This window comes from Streptomyces sp. GESEQ-4, assembly GCF_017948455.1.
In the GTDB taxonomy this organism is placed as follows: Bacteria; Actinomycetota; Actinomycetes; order Streptomycetales; family Streptomycetaceae; genus Streptomyces.
Genome location: NZ_JAFFSU010000014.1, coordinates 60,323 through 81,462 on the forward strand (window position 1 = coordinate 60,323; position 21,140 = coordinate 81,462).

A 21,140-nucleotide genomic window follows, 5' to 3' on the forward strand; every position below is an offset into this window, starting at 1 on the left:
TGCACTGCAACGTTCATTGCGTATATCGCTTACCGCTGTCTAACATCTCGGCCAACGCGGGGTCAACGAAGCCGCCGTCTTCCCGCATCACCCGAGGAGCTACGACCATCGTGACCGTCACCGGACCCTGCAATGCCCCCGACGTCGTGGACGTCGTCGCGCTCGGCGAGTCCATGGTCACGTTCCTGCCCACCCGCCCGGGCCGCCTCGCCGACGTCCCGTCCTTCGACCGCGGCATCGGCGGCGCGGAATCCAACGTCGCGTGCGTGCTGGCCGCCGCCGGGCATTCCGCCCGCTGGGTGAGCCGCGTCGGCACGGACGGCTTCGGCGACCACCTGACCGAGGCGATCGGGGGGTACGGCGTCGACGTGTCGGCGGTGCGGAGGGACCCGGAGCGTCCGACAGGCGTGTACTTCCGTACGGCGGGGGACCGGGCGACCGACGCGCACGAGGTGGCGTACTACCGGGCCGGCTCGGCGGCGTCGGCGATGGCCGTGGAGAACGTGGACATGGAGGCGGTGCGGGCGGGGAGGGTGCTGCACTTGTCGGGGATCACGGCGGCGCTGTCCGACGAGTGCTTCGGCCTGCTCTGGCAGCTCACGGCCCCCCGCCCTGACCGACCGCTCATCTCCTTCGACGTCAACTTCCGCCCCGGCCTCTGGCACGACGCCGACGGCCCCCGCGTCCTCCTCGACCTCGCCCGCCGCGCCGACATCGTCTTCGTCGGCACGGACGAGGCGAGGGTGGCCTGGGGCATCACCGACGGCCCGGAAAAGATCCGCGAACTGCTGCCGGAGCCGGGGGTGCTGGTGGTGAAGGAGGGCGCGCGGGGGGCGACGGCGTTCTCAGAGGCGCAAGCTGCGGGCAGCGCGCACCCAGCGCACCCAGCCGCCCAGCTGCGGGCAGTCGTGCCGCCTGGGGCGGCACGGGTGGGCGCAGGCGGCACCCCGTCAGCGCCGGGCAGCGCGACCCACCCCCGGCCGGCACCAACCCCGGGCACCGAGCAGCCGACGACCACCTTCGTCCCCGCCCTCAATGTCACCCCCGTAGCCGCGGTCGGCGCCGGTGACGCCTTCGCCGCCGGGTTCCTCTCCGGCACCCTCCGCGAACTCCCCGTCCGGGACCGCCTCCGCCACGGTCACCTCATGGCCGCCGCCACCCTTACCGCCCCCGGCGACCTCGCCCCACCTCCCGCCCGCGACACCGCCGACCGCCTCGCCGCCCTCGACGACGAAGCGTGGGGGACACTTCGACTCGGCCCCGGCTGGACTACCCAGCAGGCCGAAGAGGAGGCACGCACCCCATGAGCCAGACCGTCGACCGCGCACTGAGCATCCTGCCGCTGCTCGCCGAGGGCCCCGCCGACCTCGGCCAGGTCGCCGACCGCCTGGGCGTCCACAAGTCCACGGCACTGCGCCTCCTCCGCACGCTCCACGAACACGGCATGGTCTACCGCCAGTCCGACCAGCGCTACCGCCTCGGCGCCCGCCTCATCGCCCTCGCCCAGGAGGCGATGGAGAACCTCGACATCCGCGCGATCGCCCACCCTCACCTCGTACGCCTCAACGAGCAGTGCGGACACACCGTCCACCTCGCCGTGTACGAGGAGAACGAGGTCCTCTACATCGACAAGGTGGAGAGCCGCTACCCGGTGCGCATGTACTCCCGGATCGGGAAACCCGTGGCCATCACCGTCGCCGCCGTCGCCAAGCTGCTGCTCGCCGACCTCCCCGAGCACGAGCGCCGCGCCCTCGCGGAGAAGCTCGACTACCCCATGTACACGGCCCGTTCGACGCCGAATCCGGACGCCTTCCTCAGGGAACTGGCCAAGGTGCGCGAACAGGGCTGGGCCACCGACCTCGGCGGCCACGAGGAGTCCATCAACTGCGTCGCCGCACCGATCCGCGGCGCCGACGGCCGGGTCGCCGCCGCGATGTCGGTGTCCGCGCCCAACGTCGTCGTCACCGCCGACGAACTCCTCACCCTGCTCCCGCTGGTCCGCCGTACCGCGGACGCGATCAGCGGCGAGTACTCCGGCAGGACCCCCACGAAGGATGTCGTATGACCGACAAGATCGCCCTCACCCCCAAGACCCACACCACGCCCCCCGCGAAGTTCTCGCACGGCGTGAAGAAGGGCAATATCCTCCAGGTCGCCGGCCAGGTCGGCTTCCTGCCCGCGGTCGAGGGACAACCCCCGACACCGGCCGGCCCGACCCTGCGGGAGCAGACCCTCCAGACGCTCGCCAACGTCAAGGCGATCCTGGAGGAGGGCGGGGCCTCCTGGGACGACGTGATGATGATCCGCGTCTACCTCACCGACGTCGCCCACTTCGCAGAGATGAACGAGATCTACAACGCGTACTTCGAGGAGCAGGGCCTGACCCAGCCGCCCGCCGCGCGCACGACGGTCTACGTCGGCCTCCCCGCCGGACTCCTCGTAGAGATCGACGCATTGGCCGTACTGAACGACTAACGGCACACCCGCGCCCCCAGAGGGGCGCGGGGAACTGCGCGACAAGCCACAACGCACCCGCACCCGGCATGGCGCCCCACCCCCGCAGACGCCAAGCCGCGATACCCCACGCCCCGACACCGCATGCATTTACGAAGAGGACCCCCGAATGTCCTATCCGCTCGCCGCCAGCGCCCCCGCCGAAACCCCACCCCACACCGGAGGCCTGCTCCTCCTCATCGACGGCACCGCCGGACTCCTCACCGTCGCCGCCCTCGGCATCGCCCTGCTCCTCTTTCTGATCATCAAGGCGAGACTCCAACCCTTCGTCGCCCTCCTCGCCGTCTCCATAGCCGTCGGCCTGCTCGCAGGACTGTCCGTCACCGAACTCTTCGGCACCGTCCAGCGCAGCGACGCCGTGTCCACCATCGAGTCCGGCATGGGCGGCATCCTCGGCCATGTCGCAATCATCATCGGCCTGGGCACCATGCTCGGCGCGATCCTCGAAGTCAGCGGCGGCGCCGAGGTGCTGGCCTCCCGGCTGCTGAACCTCTTCGGCGAGAAGCGCGCGCCGCTCGCCATGGGCGTCACCGGCGTGATCTTCGGTATCCCGGTCTTCTTCGACGTGGGCATCTTCGTCCTGGCGCCGATCGTGTACGCGGCGGCGAAGCGGAGCGGCAAGTCGATCCTGCTCTACTGTCTGCCCCTGCTGGCGGGCCTGTCGATGACCCACGCGTTCCTGCCCCCGCACCCCGGCCCGGTGGCGGCGGCGGGTCTGCTCCACGTCGATCTCGGCTGGGTCATCCTCATGGGCGTCGTCTGCGGTGTCCCCGCCGTGCTGGCCGCCTGGGTGTTCTCGGACTGGATCGGCAAGCGGATCTTCGTCGCCGTACCGCAGGACATGGTGGAGGCGGCGGCCGAGGCGAAGCTGGCGGTCGTCAACGAGCAGCGCGAGGCGGGCGTCGAGCCCCCGGAGAAGCCGGTCCCGCTCGGTACGGTCCTCGCCATCATCGGTACGCCCCTGGTGCTGATCCTCGCCGCGACCTTCTCCTCCATCGCCCTGGACCCCTCCACGGCCCGCTCGGTGATCGAGTTCTTCGGCAGCCCCTTCGTCGCCCTCACCATCGCCCTGCTGCTCGCGTACTACCTGCTCGGCCTCCGGCGCGGCTGGTCCCGCAAGTCCCTGGAGCGGGTCTCCACGTCGTCCCTCAAGCCCGTCGGCAACATCCTGCTCGTCGTCGGCGCGGGCGGGATCTTCGGCGCCGTCCTCAAGGCCAGCGGCGTCGCCCAGGCCCTCTCCGACACCTTCAACGACGTCGGCCTCCCCGTGATCGTCCTCTCCTACCTGATCTCGGTCGTCCTGCGCGTCGCCCAGGGCTCGGCCACCGTGGCGATCGTCACGACGGCCGGCATCGTCGCCCCCCTCCTCTCCGAGGGCGACCACTCCCAGGCCTTCATCGCCCTCGTCATCATGGCCATCTCCGCGGGCTCCATCTTCGCCTCCCACGTCAACGACGGGGGCTTCTGGATGGTCGCCAAGTACTTCGGCATCAGCGAGCGAGACACCCTCAAGACGTGGACCGTGCTTGAGACGGTGCTGTCGGTGGTGGGATTCGTGGTGGCGTCGGTGTTGAGTTTCGTGGTGTAGGCGTCGTTTGGGGTGGATCGGGTCGGTGTGTGTCTGTGCCGGCTCGATCTTCGCCTCGCACGTCAACGACGGCGCCCGCGCGGAGCGCGCTGATGGATGCAGCTGGATGGTCGCCAAGTACTTCGGCATCAGCGAGCGAGACACCCTCAAGACCTGGACCGTCCTTGAGACGGTGCTGTCGGTCGGGGGCTTCGTCATGGCGGCCGTACTGAGCCTGTTCATGTAGGCGTCTCATAACGAAGTCGGGGCTGGCTGTGTACGACACAGGATCGTCGACCATACTGCTGCGCTGTGGAGCAGCGCATAGGTTCGAGCAGCCAGCCCCTGGACGGCGCCGGGGTCGACCCGGCCTTCATCCCCGGGATCACCCCACCCGTGTCCGAAGAGCCGGAGGACGTGGAGCCTCAGGACACGGAGGCGGAGGAGCCGGTCGAGGAGGAGACTCCTGAGGAGCCCGCCGCCTCCGAAGAGGAGGAGCGGGAGCCTGAAGAGGAGGCCGAGGAGGCCCCCGACGGGCCCGTCTTCGAGGCCTCCGACCGCCGCGCCAAGATAGTCGCCGACCACCGCGGCGTACGACTCTCCCTGGACGACCAGGCATGTGAGTTCCGCTGGGACGAGATCGGCGCGGTCGAGACGGAGACCCCCCGCTTCGGCAAGCGTTTCACCATCACGGTGCACACTCCTGACCGCCGCTGGTACCCGATCGAGATCGAGGCGCCGGCCAGGAGCAGCTTCAGCGAGTGGGAGTCACAGCTGGACGCGGTGCTGGACGCCTACTTCGAGGAGTCCGAAGAGGAGTCCGACTAGCTGCAGTACTGGGCCTCCTTACCAATGGACCTGTACATACAGTCCGCGTTCTCCAGCAACTGCAAAACCGCATCCCGGTTCCGCGAAGTCTCCCGCTCGATCACCTCGTCGGGCGGGTAGAACCCACCCCCGGAGCTCGACCGCGGATACATCTCGAAGGTGTACCCGAAGATCTTCTGGTTGCCCCACAGCCAGTCGTCGATCGACCCGTCGGTGATGTACAGGTCACTGGACTGCTCGGGCGTGTAGCCGTTGCTGGCGGCCATCTTCCCGCCCACCGTGGCGAAGGCGTTGCGGTCGTCGGCCGTCATGCCGGTCGTCGTGTCGGCGGAGGTGTACCCGAAGGGCCACAGCACCAGCTCGCTGTACGTGTGGAAGTCGACCCCCGCCTTGATCTGCTGCACACCGCCGACGACCCGGCTGCGCACGAAGTTGGCGACGACCTTGACCTCCGGTGCCGACTCAGCGGACGCGCCCCGGTACGTGTCCGAGGACGTCGACCCCGACGACCCGCCACAGCAGCCCCACCGGTAGTTCCAGTTCCGGTTGAGGTCGGTGCCGACGTACGACGAACCGGAGTTGGGCTGCCGGTTCTTCCGCCAGGAGCGGTAGGAGCCGCTCGCGATGTCGTACTCGCCGCCGTCGGGGTTGAGGTCGGGGACGATCCAGATCTCGCGGTTGTTCACCATGCTGGTGACACGGGAGTCGGTGCCGTAGTCGGACGTCAACTCCCGCAGCAGATACAGCGCCATCTCGACGGTGAGGTGCTCACGCGCGTGCTGGTGGTGCGTGAACAGCACCTCCGGCTCGGACTCGTCCGTGGAGACGTTGTCGCTGATCTTGATGGCGACGATGTTCCGGCCCTGGTACGACGTGCCGATGGTCCGCTGGCTCGCGATGCTCGGGTTGGCCGAGACGAGGGAGTTGATCTCGCTCGTCATCTCCGCGTAGTTGTGGTACTTGGAGTCGGCCGACGGGAAGTCGAGCAGCCGTACGTCGTCCTCGCCGGCCGAGCGGTCCGGGACCGCGCCCAACGGCGTGACCTCGTAGCCGAGTTGGCGCAGCTTCTTGATCTGGTCGGCGCGGCCCGAGACGACCACGCCGTGGTCGTCGGCGTCGTCGACCGTCACGCCGGCCTGCTGGATCGCCGTACGGTCCTTGGCCGTCGAGTGCATATGGACCTCGTACTGGCGGATGTCGTCCGCCGAGGCCGTGGGGCGGGAGCCGCCGTCCGCGGTGGCGTTCGTGGCCGTCGCGGCGAGGGGGGCCGCGAGCGCGAAGGCGGCGAGGGCGGCCAGCGCGGCGGTTCGTCTGCCGCCTCGTGCGCCTGAGCCGCGTATGCGAAGTCGCATGAAATCTCCTTGTTTCTCCAGTAGTTCCGGGGTCTCCGGAGTGGGGAGTGGAGCTGGGGGGTGTCTCTCTGCGACGTACGTGTGCGGGGTGTGGCGCTCATGGTGGAGGTATGGCATGGCCCGGTCAAGAGTTGGCCGGGAGTCAGTGGCTGAAAAGCGGCCGCGCAGTGTACGCCCGCCCGTCCCGGCAGACCCGGACCCCGGCGAAGTGCACCCGACGGTGTGACCGCGGCGTGCAAATATGCAATCCGCCGCGGGAGAGTGGGGATCTCACCCCCCGGCTTTCCTCGGACCCCCACACCCTCCCAAGGACTGGCTGATCATGGGCGGATCAGCGCCACGACGGGACCGTCACCTGCCGGCCGAGACGACCAGCTTCGTCGACCGCCGGGACGAACTGGCCGAAGGCCGCGAGCTGTTGGCCCGCGCCCGGCTGGTCACACTCACCGGTCCCGGCGGCGTCGGCAAGACCCGGCTCGCCGCGCGCCTCGCGGCCCGGGTGGCCCGCGCCTTCCCGGACGGCGTGCGCTTCGTGCACCTGGCGGGTCTGCACGACCCGGCGCTCGTCCCGCTCGCCGCCGCCGACGCGCTCGGCCTGCACGACCACTCCTCGCAGCCCCCACTGGACGCCCTCGTGGAGCAGGTACGGGACCGGCGGCTGCTCCTCGTCGTCGACAACTGCGAGCATCTGCTGCCCGCGTGCGCCGAACTCGCCGCCGCCCTGCTGCACGGCACCGCAGGCGTCCGCGTCCTCGCGACCAGCCGTCACCGCCTGGGCCTCACCGAGGAACATCTGCTGGACGTACGGCCGTTGCCGGTCCCCGACCCGGACGGTGACCTCTCCGCCGCCGACGGCTACCCCGCCCTCGCCCTCTTCGCCGACCGCGCCGCCGCCGTCGTCCCCGGCTTCCGCCTCACCGCCGCCAACCGGGCCGCCGTCGCCCGGCTGTGCCGCCGCCTCGACGGCCTCCCGCTCGCCATCGAACTCGCCGCCGTCCGGATGCGCGTCCTCGGCGTCGAGCAGCTCCTCGACCGCCTCGACGACCGCTACCGCCTGCTCAACGCCGGCAGCCCGGCCGCCCTGCCCCGGCACCAGACCCTGTGCGCCGCCATCGACTGGAGCCACGAACTGTGCACCGAGCGCGAGCAGTTGGTGTGGGCGCGCGCCTCCGTGCTGGCCGGCAGCTTCGACCTGGACACGGCGGAAGCCGTGTGCGCGGACGGCGAGAAGGTCGGCGCGCACGACGTCCTCGAAGCCGTCGCCGGACTTGTCGACAAGTCGGTGCTGTGCCGGGAGCCGGGCCCTGACGGGGTGCGCTACCGGCTGCTGTTCACCCTGCGCCACTACGGCCTGGAGCGGCTGCGCCGGCTGCCCGGCGAGGAGACCGCCGCCCGGCGCCGCCAGCGCGACTGGACGCAGGCGTGCGCCGCCGCCCACGAACGCGCCTGGTTCGGTCCCGGACAGCGCGAGACCGTCGCCCGGCTCCGCGCCGACCAGGACAACCTGCGCGCCGCCCTCGACTTCTGCCTCACCGCCCCCGGCGAACGCCTCGCCGGACTACGGCTCGCGGGCACCCTCTGGTTCTACTGGCACGCCTGCGGCGCACCCCGCGAAGGCCGCTACTGGGTCGACCGCGCCCTCGACGCCAACCCCGAACCGACCCCCGAACGCGCCCGCGGCCTATGGGTCGCCGGACTCCTCGCCGCCGCCACCCAGGACCTCGCCCGAGGCCTGGACCTCGCCAAGGACGCCCGCCGCCTCGCCCGTCACCTCGGCGACCCGGCCGAGACCGCCCACGCCGAGTACGTCATCGGCGTCCTCCAGCTCTTCGGCAACGACCTCCAGATCGCCCTCGCCCACTTCGAGACCGCCGTCGCCCGCGGCCGCGCCCCCGGCCAGCACCTCAGCATGCACGGCCTCGACAAGGTCGAACTCGCCTGCGCGCTCGCCCTGCTGGGCCAGGCCGACCGTGCCGTCGCCGTCTGCGAGGCCGCGCTGCCCGAATGCGCCGAGCACGACGAGGAATGGGTGCGCTCCTACCTGCTGCGGATCCTGGCCCTCGCCCACGCCGTCCGCCAGGACTGGCCACGCGCCGAACGGCACGCCCTCGACGCGCTGCGCCGCAAGCTCGACGTCTACGACGTCATCGGCATCGGCCTCACCCTCGACCTGCTCGCCGTGATCGCCGCCGAACGCGGCAACCCGGAACGCGCCGCCGTCCTGCTCGGCGCAGCCGACCGCGTCTGGGCCGACATCGACAAAGACCGCTGGGGCTCGGACGCCCTCAACTCCGCACGAAGACAGTGCGAGAAACGGGCGCGCGAGACGCTGGACGGGCCCGCCTTCCAGCGGTCGTACGAACGCGGCAGTGCGCTCGGCGTCACAGAGGCCGCCGCCTACGCCCTCAGCGACGAACAGCCACCGGACGACACCAGCGAGCGGCCCACCAACGGCGTCCGCCTCACCCGCCGTGAGACGGAGGTCGCCGCGCTCGTCGCCGAAGGGCTCGCCAACCAGCAGATCGCCGACCGACTGGTGATCGCCCGCCGAACCGCCGAAGGCCATGTGGAACGCATCCTCAGCAAGCTCGGCTTCAGCAACCGCAGCCAGATCGCCGCCTGGGTGGCCGCCCAGCGCTGAACCCGTCAGGCACCTCCCTCCCCGACCTCGAAGGGAACCCGTGACCAACCAACCCGCCCCAGCCCACGGGGCGTTCGACCACCGTATGGCCGTCTTCGGCACGGACGACGCATTCGTCGCCGCCGCCCTCCCGTTCCTCACCGAAGGACTCGGCGCCCCCGGCGAACCCCCGCCCGTCGCCATCGCCGCCCCCGGCAAGCTGGACCTGCTGCGGGACGCACTCGGCGCGGACGCCAAGAGCGTCGGCCTGATCCCGCAGACCGACTGGTACACCGGCAATGCCGCCAACGCCGTCGCCCAGGGCGCCGGTTACCTCGCCGCGCACGCCGGACCCGGCGGCCGTATCCACCTCCTCATGGAACCCGTCTGGGACGGCCGCGCCGGACGCTCACCCCGCGAGACCGCCGAGTGGATCCGCTACGAGGCCCTCGCCAACCTCCTCTTCGCGCCGCTCGCGACCACCGCCCTGTGCGCGTACGACACCCGCACCGCCGGAGCCGCCATCGTCGCCGCCGCCCGCCGCGCCCACCCCGGCACGGGCACCTACGTGGACCCGGTCACGCTCGCCGCCGAACTGGACGCCGTACCGCTGCCCGAGCCTCCGGCGGACGCGCAGCACCTCCACCACCCGGACCCGGACGAGCTGTGCGCCGTCGCGGTCGCCCGTGGACTGTCCGCCGCGGACGCCGAGTTGTTCGCCGGCTCCGTCCTCGCGGCGGCGGCCTCCCTCGGACCGGTCACCGGCGCGCTGCTGTGGGGCGCCGCCCCCGCCTGCGTCTGCGAACTGCGCACCACACGCCGCGTCGCCGACCCGCTCGCCGGGTTCATCCCGCCGCCCGACGCCGAGCTCGAGCCGGAACAGGGGCTGTGGTTCGCCCGGCAGGTCTGCGCGTACGTCGATGTGCGCGACGACGCGGAGGGGGCGACCGTACGTCTGCAGTACGGGTAGGCGTACGTCGACGCAGGTACGGAAACAGGTAGTCCTCCCCGTGTGCGGTATACGCGGGGAGGACACCGTAGGAACCATGCTGCAACTCTCCGGGGGACGCCTCCCGGAACCCGGTCCCAGGTACGGCGCCTACCCCCAACCGCCCTTGGGGGCAGGCCACGTGAGCGTCGACTACGAGCCTCGCCCCACCTCGGTCCGCGAGGCCCGCGCGGAGGTCCGCCGGCAGTTGGAGATATGGGGACTGGGCGAGCGGGAGGACGTGGCCGACACCGCCGAGCTGCTCGTCAGCGAGCTGGCGACCAATGCGTTACTGCACTCCGAGAGCAGGTTCACGCTCACCATGACCGCCGCGCACGGTGTTCTGCGGTGTGAGGTCGCGGACGCGGGTGGTGGACAGCCGCGAGTGCTGGACGCGGGGACGGCGGAGAGCGGTCGGGGGATGTTCTTAGTAGATGCCCTTGCCCGGCGCTGGGGCTGCCACCAGGACGGACCGGGCACGACAGTCTGGTTCGAGCTCGATACGTGCGGCTGCAACGGCTGTGGTGGGCGATAGCCGTGTGCGCATCGGGTGCTGATCGGCGCACGCCCCCTTGTGCCCTCGTACGCTTTGCGCTTTCTTGATCGGCATGGCTGAGACCACGGGAAACCAGGCGACCGGCGACGTCACTAGCACCCCCCGCAAGTCCAGTTGGAAATACATCGGCCCCGGCATCGTCGTCGCGGCGACCGGTGTCGGGGCCGGTGACCTGGTGGCGACGCTGATCGCGGGCAGCAACTTCGGGTACACGCTCCTGTGGGCCGCCGTCATCGGCTGCCTCGTCAAGATCTCGTTGGCCGAGGCGGCGGGGCGCTGGCATCTGTCGACGGGACGGACCCTGTTCGACGGGTGGGCGAGTCTGGGGCGCTGGACGACGTGGTTCTTCGTCGTCTACGTCGTGATCTGGGGCTTCGTCTATGGCGCGGCGGCGATGTCGTCGAGTGCGCTGCCGTTGCAGGCGCTGTTCCCGGATGTGATGGACCTCAAGTGGTGGGGCATCGCGTGCGGGCTGGTCGGGCTGGTCTTCGTCTGGTTCAACAAGTACGCGGTGTTCGAGAAGGTCATGACGGTCCTGGTCGGCGTCATGTTCGTGGTGACGGTGTATCTGGCGATCCGGGTCACGCCGAACCTCGGGGACGCCTTCGCCGGTCTGCTGCCGGTGCTGCCCGACGAGAAGGACTCGATCCTCAACACGCTGGGCCTGATCGGTGGCGTCGGCGGCACCATCACGCTGGCCGCGTACGGGTACTGGGTCAACGCCAAGGGGTGGACGAACACCGGGTGGATGAAGGTGATGCGCCTGGACAACCGGGTCGCCTATGCCACGACCGGCATCTTCGTCGTCGCCATGCTCTTCGTCGGCGCGGAGATGCTGCACTCCGCGAACATCGCCATCGCCAGCGGCGACAAGGGCCTCATCCAGCTGAGCGACATCCTGGAGGACGAGTACGGCTCGGCGACGGCCAAGTTCTTCCTGATCGGCTTCTTCGCCACCTCGTTCACCTCCCTCATCGGCGTCTGGCACGGCGTGAGCCTGATGTTCGCGGACTTCGTGGCCCGGCAGCAGAAGCGCGAGAAGGCGACGGGCGAGGAGGTGGCGTCCGGCGAGCGCGAGCGGTCCTGGCCGTTCCGCGCCTACCTGCTGTGGCTCACCTTCCCGCCCATGGTCCTGCTCTTCGAGGGCCAGCCCTTCCGACTGATCATCATCTACGGCGTCCTGGGCGCGGCCTTCCTCCCCTTCCTCGCCGGCACCCTGATCTGGCTCCTCAACAGCTCACGCACCCCGCGCGAATGGCGCAACGGCCATGTGAGCAACGCGATGCTCGCGATCGCCGGGCTGCTGTTCCTGGTGCTGTGCGTGAAGCAGGTCTGGGACCAGCCCTGGTCCGAGTTCTTCTAGCTCCTCGGGCCGCGTTACCGTGCGCTCATGCAGCAGCCCGATCCCGGCCCACCGCCGTCATCGCCGCCCGGCTTCGGCCCGCCCCCGCAGCCGTACGTCCCCCAGCAGCCCTACGTCCCCGCGCCGCCGCCCGGCCCACCGTCGTACGCACCCCACCCCGCGCCGATGCCGCCCCACCCGGCTCCCGCGGGCCCGGAGTTCCTGGCCGTGGACCGGCGCAACGCCGTCGTCGTGGACGCCTCCGGGGTCTCCTTCGAGAACCACGGCATGAACCTCGACCTGACCTGGCCCGAGATCCGCGGCGTCCACTACAAGGCGAACGGCAACGTCCTCGTCGTCGGGGTCGCCCACGTCGACGGGCGGTTCTTCGAGTGCGCGGTGGACGCCAAGCGCGGCGATCGGCTGGGGGAGTGGTTCGGTCAGCTGGCGGGCGTGCTGGGGTACTACCGGCCCATGGGCTGAACCCACTGCGGGCTGAGGGCGATCTCCCGCAGCTCGGCGATGGTCAGCGCGGGGGTGTCACGGGTCGCGGCGGTGTGCTGGGCACCGGAGTTGAAGGCGCTCACCACGACGCGCCGGCCGTCGGTACGGATGGTGTCGACGGTCCACATGACGACCCCCTCGCCGCCCTTCTCGCCGGGGCCCTGCCGCACGGCGACCTTCGTGCCGTCGCCGAGGACCTCGGCGTCCGCACCGAAGAGCTGGTCCGCGACGTCGCGCATGTCGGGCTGCACATTGATCTCGACGAGGCTCCGGCCGCTGCCGTCGTCGGCCACGACATAGCCGTACTCGCCCTCACCGCCCTGGGAGACGACCTCGGTGTCCTTGGGGAGCAGGGCCGCGAGCGTCTTCTGCACGTCGGTGCCGGTGGGCGCGGCGGGACGGTCGGTGGACGCGTCCGAGGTGTCGGGTGACTTGTCCGCCGGGGCGTTCCTGGCGGCGGCGTCGATGGCGATCATCCAGAAGTCCTTGGTGGCGATGCTCTTCAACTGCCCGGGCGACAAGGGCGGTTGGTCGCGGGTGAGCGGAGCGTCCTTCTCGGCCTCCGCGTTCCACTCGTTCACCATGACGTGATGGCCGTACGGCGTGACGAGCGAGGCGTACCAGTGCTTCGTCTCCACGCGGCGGTCCGGGTACTCGTACCCCTGGTAGATCATGAGCGTGCCGTCGGGCACCTTGCTCGTGGTGCAGGCGTCGTACGCGACGAGGGCCTTGTCCGGGCAGGTGGTCAGCTGCTCGGCCGCCTCGCCGCCCGCCTCCACCTTGCCCAGGGAGACGCTGACGAGCGCGCCGCCCTTTCCGTCGTCGTACACCAGTGAGGCGTACGGCGATCCCGTGCTGGTGCCCGCGCCCTGCTGCCTGCTGTACGTCCCCTTGGGGAGCATCTCCTCGAGCGCGCGGACGACGGTGTCGCCCGGCAACTGGCCGTCGGCGGAGGGGCTCGGTGTCGAGCTGTCGGCGGCCACGGACGCCCGCCCGTCGGCGTCGTCGGCCGGCAGGAGCAGCGCGCTGCCGACGCCGACGAGCGCGATCCCGGCGACGCCGCCGACGAGGGCCGCCCGGCGGCGGTACCGCAGTCGGCGGCCGCGTGCCTCGCCGGCGACGACGAGAGCGTGACGGTCGGTCTCGAAGTGGTCGCCGGCCTCGGTCAGGGCGTTGCCGAGCCGGTGTGCGAAGAGGTCTTCCTGGGGTTCGGAGGGCATGGCAAACCACCGTTTCTGCAGAGGTGTCGGTCTGGGCTCGATGGCGAATGAGGGGTGGCGTAGATCAGGGATGGCGTGGATCAGGGGGCGGCGTACTCGTCCATGTCCTCGCCGAGGAATTCGCGCAGCCGGGACAGCGCGCGGGTGCACCGGGTGCGGACCGCGGCCGAGCTGGTGTTCATCGCGTCGGCGGTCTCCTCGATGGAGCGGTCCTCCCAGTAGCGCAGGACGACCACCGCCCGGTCCTTGGCGGGCAGCTGGGCGAGCGCCTCCAGCAGGGTGAGCCGCAGGGAGGTGTCGCCGTCGGCGGCGTACGGGAGTTCGGGCAGCACGTCCGTGGCGCGCTCGGTGCTGCTGCGGCGGCGCTGATGGGCGAGGAAGGTGCGGGTGAGGACGGTCTGCGCGTACCCCGCGGGGTTGCCGACCCGGGAGACGCGTCCCCATTTGACGTACAGCCGCCCGAGGGTCTCCTGCACCAGGTCCTCGGCCAGATGCGTGTCCCCGGCGGTCAGCAGGCACGCGGACCGGTAGAGATGCCCCGCTCGCGCCGCCGCGAACCCCGCATACGTCTCGGCACCGCTCCCGCGGACCTGTCTCATGTACTTCCCCCTCGTCGGCCTTCACCTCATTGATGCGGTGGGCCCGGGGAAATGTTTCACAGCGACAGGACCAACGCGACGAAGGGGCACCCGGCGGATTCGCCGGGTGCCCCGTTCGATCGTCATCGCCTACGGCAGCCCGTGCACATGCGGCCCCACCGCGTTGGACCACGCGTTCCCGGCCGCCGCGTCCCAGTTGGTGGACCAGGTCATCGCGCCCCGCAGGTCGGGATAGGTCCTGGACGGCTTGAAGGAGCCGCAGTTCGTGCCCCTCGCCAGGCAGTCCAGCGCGTTGTTCACCACGGAGGGCGAGACATACCCGCTGCCCGCGCCGCGCGTCGAGGCCGGAAGGCCCAGTCCCACCTGCGACGGTGCCAGACCGCCCTCCAGCTGGATGCAGGCCAGCGCCGTCAGGAAGTCCACCGAGCCCTGGCTGTAGACCTTGCCGTCGCAGCCCAGCATCGAACCGCTGTTGTAGTACTGCATGTTGACGACCGTGAGGATGTCCTTGATGTTCAGCGCCGTCTGGAAGTAGGAGTTCGACGTCGACTGCATGTCGATCGTCTGCGGCGCCATCGTGATGACGAGCGACGAGCCCGCCTTCGAAGACAGGGACCGCAGCGCCTGTGTCATATAGGTGGCGTTGAGGCCGTTCTCCAGGTCGATGTCGACGCCGTCGAAGCCGTACGTCTGCATCAGCGAGTACACCGAGTTCGCGAAGTTGGCCGCCGACGCCGAGTCGTTCACGGCCACCGTGCCGCGCTCACCGCCGACCGAGACGATGACCTTCTTCCCGGCCGCCTGCTTCGCCTTCACGTCCGCCTTGAACTGGTCGACCGTGTAACCGCCGAGCCCCGCCGAGTCCAGGTTGAAGGTCACCGCGCCCGGCGTCGACGTCGCGTCCGCGAACGCCACCGCGATGATGTCGTACTGGGACTGGACGTCCGCGAGCTTCTGCACCGTGGCGCCGTTGTTGAAGTTCTGCCAGTAACCGGTCACCGCGTGCTTCGGCAGGGCGGGGCCCACCGGGGTCGCCGTGGTCCGCCCGGTCACCGCGGCCGACTTCACCGACTCACCGGCCGCGTTGACCGCCGTGACCTGGAAGGAGTACGAGGTGGAGGCGGCGAGGCCGGTGACGGTGGCCGACGTTCCGGTCACCGCCGTCACCTTCGTACCATCCCGGTAGACGTGGTAGCCCGTTGCTCCCGCGACCGTGTTCCAGGCGAGGGACACGGACGAGGACGTGGTGCCCGACACCGACAGACCGGCCGGCGCACCGGGGATCGTCGGCGCCGGATCGGTCCCGCCGCCCCCGTCGGGGCCGTACACGGAGAGGTCGTCGGCGTAGTACGCGGGCTGTCCGTACCAGCCGTGCGTGTACACCGTGACGGATGTCGTCGAGGCGCCCGTAGTGAACGACGTCGTCAGCTGCTTCCAGCTCGTCGAGTCGGGGGTCCAGGTCGACACGTCCGTGGTGCCGGTGCCGGTCACGCCCAGATAGGCGTACCCGCCCTGCACCCAGGCGCTCAGCGCGTACGTCGAGTTGGGCTTGACCGCGACCGTCTGGGTGCAGCGGGCGTTGTCCTGCCCGGCCGGGGTCGCCTTCAGCGCGGTCGTGCCGGTGCGCACGGGGGAGGTGACCGTCGTGCCGCTGTTCCCGGAACAGGTCCAGTTGCTCAGGCCGGACTCGAAACCGGCGTTCTTGGCGTTGTTGACGTCGGCGGCGGACGCCTGGCCGGCACCGGTGAGGGAGAGCGCCAGGGCGGCGGTGAGGGCGCCCGCCCAGAGTCGTATCGATCTTTTCTGTGGGGACATGACAACACGTTGGTCCAGACCAATTCTGTTGTCAAGAGGTGCTGCCGAGATGCTCAACCTGCCCCGTTTTGGCAGCTCTTGTGCATCGCCGGATGCTTCACAGCTACAGAAACGCTGTTCTCCGGTCATTGAGGCGTGGTTACAGTGCTTTGGTAGTCACGCTGTGAAGTCGACTCGGTGCGTCGGGGTATCACCGGCGGGCCGACAGGGGCGGGTGAACCGGGGAGCTGCACGTGCCAACTGCCATTGCCGTGACCAGTGCCGACCTGGCGCTGCCGCCGCACGACGAACGCACCGTGCCCGCGGTGGTGCTCCCGGACCTGGACCGGCAGCCGCTCGACCAGTCGCTCGCCGCCGTGCAGTCGCTGATCGACCAGCACGGTCATGTCATCGTCGTGTGCTCACAGGCGGTTCCCGCGGCCGTGACACAGCGGCTGCACACCGTACGGTCCCTGCTGGAGAGCGACCGGATCGCCCTGTTCCGTCCGTCGCTGCCCCCGCTCGGACTCGCCGTCCTGGCCCGCCAGTTGAGACAGCTCGCCTCCTGCGACCTCAGCCCCGGCGTGCTCGCCTCCGCCGGCCGGCTGCTCACGCACTACATCCACGCCGGCGCGCTGCTCGGCTCGGTCGCCCGCCTCGACCGCGTCCCCGTCGGGCTGAAGTCGCACGCCAAGTCCTGGGTGCCCGGCACGCACTTCGGGGTGGTCGCACATCCCGAGCCGCAGCTGGTGAAGCTCCAGCCCGGAGCCGCGCTGACCGGCCCGGAGTTCGCGACCTGGATGCTGTTCGCCAAGGGCCAGCTGCAGTCGGACTGGGTCACGGAGAGCCTGGCCAACTCCTGGCGGGTGCACGGGCTGCGGGAGGCCCCGCTGCCCGCGGAGTCCCCGCACTGGTGGGGGACCGGCAAGCTGATCGAGTTCTGTTCCTACCTGCCCGACCTCTCGGTCCTCTACCAACTGGTCACCTCGGTGCGGCAGAACGTCTGCCACTGGTGCGGCATCGACGTCATCGGCGACCGCTGCGTCTTCTGCTCCGCCACCCCGCCCGTCCTCGAGGAACAGCACAAGAGCCTGCAAACGCCTCGGCAGCACAGGCAGATTCAGCACCAGAACCGGAAACAGATAACAGCCGGATGAGCCCGCACCACCCGACACCGCTCGACCCCCACCCCCCGATGAGGTTCCACGGTTCATGAACTCCCGTCAGCGCCGCGGCGTGATACTCCTGCTCCTGTCGGTCCTGTGCGCCCTCGGCGCGTTCGCCGGCGTCCTCTCCGTCGTCAACGACGTGGAGTCCAAGGTCGGTCCCGAGGTGACCGCCTACCGGGTCAAGTCGAACGTGGAGCCCTACGAGGCCCTCGGCGCGGGCCAGTTCGAGAAGGTCGAGATGCCGGAGCGCTGGCTGTCCGACACCGCCGTCACCGATCTGCGGCAGATCGAGGGCAAGATCGCCGTGACGACCCTGAAGAAGGGCTCCCTGCTGCAGAGCGACATGATCGTCGACCAGCCCGCCCTGCAGGCCGGGCAGCAGGAGGTCGCCATCATGATCGATTCGGCGACCGGTGTGGCGGGCAAGATCACGCCGGGTTCCACGGTCAACGTGTACGCCACTTTCGAGGGCGAGCGTGAGGGCGACCCCGATCAGTCCAAGATCATCGTGACCAACGCCAGGGTCCTCGACGTCGGCGATCTCACCCCGCTCGAGCCCGACGCCGACGACCGCACCCGGGAGGCCACCAAGGCCGTCCCCATCACCTTCGCGCTCTCCGCGCTCGACGCCCAGCGCATCACGTACGCCGAGTCCTTCGCCCAGCGGGTCCGGCTCGCGCTGGTCGCGCCGGGGGAGACGGGCACCATTCCCGAGCAGGACCGGACGTACGAACTCGCCAAGGACAAGTGAGAGGCCCGCATGCCCACGAGGATCCTCCCGGCGGTCGGCGATCCGGACGCGGTCCGGTCCCTCACCACCCTGCTCAGCCAGCTCCCGGACGCCGAGCCGGTCGCCCCGGTGGTCGACTCCACCCAGCTCGTCGACACCCTCTCCCGGCTCGCCGCCGAGTCGGTCGACGAACTGCCCGAGGTCGTCGTCGTCCACGAACGCATCGGCCCGGTCCCCGCCCTGGAACTGATCCGCGACGTCGCCCTGCGCTTCCCGGCCGTCGGCGTCATCCTGGTCACCTCCGACGCCAGCCCCGGCCTCTTCCAGGCCGCCATGGACTACGGCGCCCGCGGCCTGGTGGCGCTCCCGCTGAACTACGAGGAACTGGCCAGCCGCGTCCAGGCGGTCGCCCAGTGGTCCACGGGCGTACGGCGCCATCTGGGCGGCGCGGTCGACGTGTTCACCGGCGTGGGCGGCACCGTGATCACGGTGAGCGGCGCCAAGGGCGGAGTGGGCGCGACCCTGACCGCGATCCAACTCGCCCTCGCCGCCCAGGCGTCGGGCCGGTCGGCCGCCCTCGTGGACATGGACCTCCAGGCCGGCGACATCGCCTCCTACCTGGACATCCAGTTCCGCCGCTCGGTCGTCGACCTCGCCACCATCACCGACATATCCCCGCGCGTCCTCGCCGACGCGGTCTTCCGCCACGACACCGGCGTCGCGCTGCTGCTCGCCCCCGGCGAGGGCGAACGCGGCGAGGAGGTTACCGACCGCGCCGCCCGGCAGATCGTCGGCGCCCTGCGCTCCCGCTACGAGGTCGTCGTCATCGACTGCGGCGCCCAGGTGAGCGGCGCGAGCGCGGCGGCGGTCGAGATGGCGGACCGGGCCCTGCTGGTCACCACCCCGGACGTGGTCTCCGTCCGCGGCGCCAAGCGCACCGTCCGCATGTGGGACCGGCTCCAGATCCGCAAGGCCGAGGAGACGACGATCGTCGTCAACCGCCACACCCGCGGTACGGAGATCCAGCCCTCGCTGATCCAGAAGATCACCGGCACGGCGGTGGCCGCCACGGCCGTCCCCGCCAACTTCAAGGAACTCCACGCCGCGGTCGACGCCGGCCGCGTCCACGAACTCGACGGCAGAAGCACGGTCAAGCAGGCCCTGTGGGCGCTCGCGGCCGAACTCGGCCTGGTGAACGCCCCCGAGGGCGACGTCCGGCGGGGCGGACGGGGGGCGGTCGGCTTCCGGCGGCGGAGGGACGGTGGGGGATGAGAGCCCGCACGCGCGACGAAGGCCAAGTCACCATCGAGTTCCTCGGGATGACCCCGCTGATCATCCTCACGCTGGTGCTGGTGTGGCAGTTCGTGCTGCTGGGGTACACGTTCACGCTCGCGGGGAATGCTGCGGACGAGGCGGTGCGGGCGGCGACGGCTTCGGAGGGGCAGGCGGCCTGCGAGGAGGCGGGGCGCCGGAACCTCCCGAGCGCGTGGCAGGGAGGTGCGACCGTGGCATGCAGCGCGAGCGGCGGCTATGTCACGGCCGACGTGCACCTTGAGGTGCCCGTCCTCTTCCCGGGCTCGATCGGCTTCCCGTTCACGGTGGATGGCCATGCGGGTGCCGTGCAGGAGGAGGACTGAGATGTCGTACCGACTCTTCTACGGCCGTAGAGACCGCGACCGCGGCCAAGTAGCCATCGAATACCTCGGGTTCATCCCGATCCTGCTCCTCGTCGCACTGGCCGGCGTACAGGTCGGGCTGATCGCCTACGCCGCCCAGCAGGCCGGGACGGCGGCGCGGGCGGGGGCGCGGGCGGCCTCGCTCGACGACAGCGCCCAGAACGGCTGCGTGAACGCGATCAGCGACTGGCTGTCCGTCTCCTGTTCCGAAGCGGGTGGTGGCGACGAGGTCACCGTCACCGCCACCGTCCAGATCCCGTCGATCGTCCCCGGCTGGAACTTCGACCCGGCCACCAAGACCGCCACCATGCCGGTCGACCACTGAACGAGGTATGCCATGAGCCTGCGGTCCCGCATCAACACCCCGGAGGAGAACGGCAGCCGGGGCGAGGACGGGCACCTCGTCGCCTCGTACCGGGCCAAGCTCCTGGAGGAGATCGACCTTGCGGAGATGAGTTCGCTGGCGGCGGCCGAGCGACGGGCCCGCCTGGAACGCGTCCTCGGGCACATCATCAGCCGCGAGGGCCCGGTGCTGTCGACGGTGGAGCGTTCGCAGCTGATCCGCCGTGTCGTGGACGAGGCACTCGGGCTCGGCATCCTGGAACCCCTGCTGGAGGACGCGTCGATCACCGAGATCATGGTGAACGGCCCGGACGCGATCTTCGTGGAACGCGGTGGCAGGGTCGAGCAGTTGCCGTTGCGCTTCCCCTCCCACGACCAGCTGATGCAGACGATCGAGCGGATCGTGTCCACGGTCAACCGGCGCGTGGACGAGTCGAATCCGATGGTCGACGCACGCCTGCCCTCCGGCGAGCGCGTCAACGTGATCATCCCGCCGCTGTCGCTGACCGGCGCCACGCTCACCATCCGCCGCTTCCCGCGCTCCTTCACGCTCCAGGAACTGGTCGGCTTCAGCTCGCTGGACGAGCACATGGTGTACCTGCTGGCGGGGCTGGTGCAGGCCAGGTTCAACATCATCGTGTCGGGCGCGACGGGCACCGGAAAGACGACCCTCCTGAACGCCCTGTCGGGGCTCATCCCCGAGAGCGAGCGCATCATCACCATCGAGGACTCGGCGGAGCTCCAGCTCCAGCAGTCGCATGTGATCCGCCTGGAGTCCCGCCCGCCGAACGTGGAGGGCCAGGGCCAGGTCACCATCCGCGATCTGGTGCGCAACTCCCTCCGGATGCGCCCGGACCGCATCGTCGTCGGTGAGGTCCGCGGCGGTGAGTCCCTGGACATGCTCCAGGCGATGTCGACGGGCCACGACGGCTCGCTCGCCACCGTCCACGCCAACAGCGCGGAGGACGCGCTGATGCGCCTGCAGACCCTCGCCTCCATGTCGGACGTGGAGGTCCCCTTCGTGGCGCTGCACGACCAGATCAACAGCGCCGTCGACGTCATCATCCAGCTCACCCGCTTCGCGGACGGCGCCCGCCGCGTCACCGAGATCGCGGTCCTCGACAGCCACGGGGGCGAGCCGTACCGCATCGTGACCGTGGCCCGCTTCGACGCCCAGCCGATGACCCACGACGGCCGGGTGCACGGCAGCTACGTCCACTTCCCGCTCCCGCGCCGCACCGCCGACCGCCTCTACATGGCGAGCCAGCCCATCCCGCAGGCCTACGGCGTCGCCCACACCCCAGCCCAGCTGTCGACCCGAGAAGCCAGGTAGGACCAC

General features: G+C 70.3%; 21 protein-coding genes. 17 read left to right on the forward strand and 4 right to left on the reverse strand.

What is annotated here, in order from left to right; all coding sequences use genetic code 11:
- The first annotated feature begins 110 nt into the window (after positions 1-110).
- The 6 genes from KCH48_RS25505 (at position 111) to KCH48_RS25530 (ending at position 4,909) form a co-directional block, all read left to right on the forward strand.
- Entirely contained in the window at positions 111-1,307 is a 1,197-nt protein-coding gene (locus KCH48_RS25505; RefSeq protein WP_307840944.1) for a PfkB family carbohydrate kinase, read from the forward strand.
- The gene (locus KCH48_RS25510) at positions 1,304-2,065 is read left to right on the forward strand and encodes an IclR family transcriptional regulator (protein WP_210577065.1); all 762 of its coding nucleotides are present in this window, start codon (positions 1,304-1,306) and stop codon (positions 2,063-2,065) included. The genes KCH48_RS25505 and KCH48_RS25510 overlap by 4 nt, the downstream gene beginning before the upstream one ends.
- Positions 2,062-2,475 (forward strand): RidA family protein, encoded by a 414-nt coding sequence (locus tag KCH48_RS25515; RefSeq protein ID WP_210577066.1) that lies wholly within the window; start codon positions 2,062-2,064, stop codon positions 2,473-2,475. Before KCH48_RS25510 ends, KCH48_RS25515 begins: the two co-directional genes overlap by 4 nt.
- A gap of 148 nt (positions 2,476-2,623) precedes the next feature.
- Positions 2,624-4,102, forward strand: coding sequence for a GntP family permease (locus tag KCH48_RS25520; RefSeq protein ID WP_210577067.1), 1,479 nt, complete (start codon positions 2,624-2,626; stop codon positions 4,100-4,102).
- A 7-nt stretch (positions 4,103-4,109) separates the two neighbouring features.
- The gene (locus tag KCH48_RS25525; protein WP_374104710.1) at positions 4,110-4,328 is read left to right on the forward strand and encodes a hypothetical protein; all 219 of its coding nucleotides are present in this window, start codon (positions 4,110-4,112) and stop codon (positions 4,326-4,328) included.
- A 65-nt stretch (positions 4,329-4,393) separates the two neighbouring features.
- A complete protein-coding gene (locus tag KCH48_RS25530; RefSeq protein WP_210577068.1) occupies positions 4,394-4,909 on the forward strand; it encodes a hypothetical protein in 516 nt (171 codons plus the stop codon).
- Here KCH48_RS25530 and KCH48_RS25535 read toward each other — a convergent pair.
- Entirely contained in the window at positions 4,906-6,261 is a 1,356-nt protein-coding gene (locus KCH48_RS25535) for a M14 family metallopeptidase (protein ID WP_210577069.1), read from the reverse strand. The two genes, KCH48_RS25530 and KCH48_RS25535, sit on opposite strands and share 4 nt — an antisense overlap.
- Before the next feature lie 322 nt (positions 6,262-6,583).
- Here KCH48_RS25535 and KCH48_RS25540 point away from each other — a divergent pair, with 322 nt between their 5' ends.
- The 5 genes from KCH48_RS25540 (at position 6,584) to KCH48_RS25560 (ending at position 12,250) form a co-directional block, all read left to right on the forward strand.
- Entirely contained in the window at positions 6,584-8,902 is a 2,319-nt protein-coding gene (locus KCH48_RS25540; RefSeq protein WP_210577070.1) for a LuxR C-terminal-related transcriptional regulator, read from the forward strand.
- Between the two features lie 40 nt (positions 8,903-8,942).
- Positions 8,943-9,851, forward strand: a complete 909-nt coding sequence (locus KCH48_RS25545) for an MEDS domain-containing protein (RefSeq protein WP_307840945.1) — start codon at positions 8,943-8,945, stop codon at positions 9,849-9,851.
- A 160-nt stretch (positions 9,852-10,011) separates the two neighbouring features.
- Positions 10,012-10,404, forward strand: a complete 393-nt coding sequence (locus tag KCH48_RS25550; RefSeq protein WP_307840946.1) for an ATP-binding protein — start codon at positions 10,012-10,014, stop codon at positions 10,402-10,404.
- A 73-nt stretch (positions 10,405-10,477) separates the two neighbouring features.
- A complete protein-coding gene (locus KCH48_RS25555; protein ID WP_210577073.1) occupies positions 10,478-11,788 on the forward strand; it encodes an Nramp family divalent metal transporter in 1,311 nt (436 codons plus the stop codon).
- Between the two features lie 27 nt (positions 11,789-11,815).
- A complete protein-coding gene (locus KCH48_RS25560; RefSeq protein ID WP_210577074.1) occupies positions 11,816-12,250 on the forward strand; it encodes a hypothetical protein in 435 nt (144 codons plus the stop codon).
- Here the strand turns inward: KCH48_RS25560 and KCH48_RS25565 are convergent.
- The 3 genes from KCH48_RS25565 to KCH48_RS25575 all read right to left on the reverse strand — a co-directional run bounded on the left by KCH48_RS25565 (position 12,232) and on the right by KCH48_RS25575 (position 15,905).
- Positions 12,232-13,491 carry a hypothetical protein gene (locus KCH48_RS25565; protein ID WP_210577075.1) on the reverse strand — a complete coding sequence of 420 codons (1,260 nt, stop codon included), beginning with the start codon at positions 13,489-13,491 and terminating at the stop codon, positions 12,232-12,234. The two genes, KCH48_RS25560 and KCH48_RS25565, sit on opposite strands and share 19 nt — an antisense overlap.
- A gap of 80 nt (positions 13,492-13,571) precedes the next feature.
- Entirely contained in the window at positions 13,572-14,090 is a 519-nt protein-coding gene (locus tag KCH48_RS25570; protein ID WP_210577076.1) for a SigE family RNA polymerase sigma factor, read from the reverse strand.
- A gap of 129 nt (positions 14,091-14,219) precedes the next feature.
- Positions 14,220-15,905, reverse strand: a complete 1,686-nt coding sequence (locus KCH48_RS25575) for a chitinase (protein WP_210577077.1) — start codon at positions 15,903-15,905, stop codon at positions 14,220-14,222.
- A 233-nt stretch (positions 15,906-16,138) separates the two neighbouring features.
- Between KCH48_RS25575 and KCH48_RS25580 the strand changes: the two genes are divergently transcribed.
- The 6 genes from KCH48_RS25580 to KCH48_RS25605 are packed head-to-tail and all read left to right on the forward strand — an operon-like array spanning position 16,139 to position 21,134.
- Positions 16,139-17,041, forward strand: coding sequence for a hypothetical protein (locus KCH48_RS25580; protein WP_307840947.1), 903 nt, complete (start codon positions 16,139-16,141; stop codon positions 17,039-17,041).
- 55 nt (positions 17,042-17,096) lie between these two features.
- A complete protein-coding gene (gene cpaB, locus KCH48_RS25585) occupies positions 17,097-17,804 on the forward strand; it encodes a Flp pilus assembly protein CpaB (RefSeq protein ID WP_210577078.1) in 708 nt (235 codons plus the stop codon).
- A gap of 9 nt (positions 17,805-17,813) precedes the next feature.
- The gene (locus tag KCH48_RS25590) at positions 17,814-19,055 is read left to right on the forward strand and encodes an AAA family ATPase (RefSeq protein WP_210577079.1); all 1,242 of its coding nucleotides are present in this window, start codon (positions 17,814-17,816) and stop codon (positions 19,053-19,055) included.
- The gene (locus KCH48_RS25595; RefSeq protein ID WP_210577080.1) at positions 19,052-19,420 is read left to right on the forward strand and encodes a TadE/TadG family type IV pilus assembly protein; all 369 of its coding nucleotides are present in this window, start codon (positions 19,052-19,054) and stop codon (positions 19,418-19,420) included. The genes KCH48_RS25590 and KCH48_RS25595 overlap by 4 nt, the downstream gene beginning before the upstream one ends.
- A gap of 1 nt (position 19,421) precedes the next feature.
- Positions 19,422-19,784 (forward strand): TadE/TadG family type IV pilus assembly protein, encoded by a 363-nt coding sequence (locus tag KCH48_RS25600; RefSeq protein ID WP_210577081.1) that lies wholly within the window; start codon positions 19,422-19,424, stop codon positions 19,782-19,784.
- 12 nt (positions 19,785-19,796) lie between these two features.
- Positions 19,797-21,134, forward strand: a complete 1,338-nt coding sequence (locus tag KCH48_RS25605; RefSeq protein WP_210577082.1) for a CpaF family protein — start codon at positions 19,797-19,799, stop codon at positions 21,132-21,134.
- Positions 21,135-21,140: the final 6 nt, after the last annotated feature.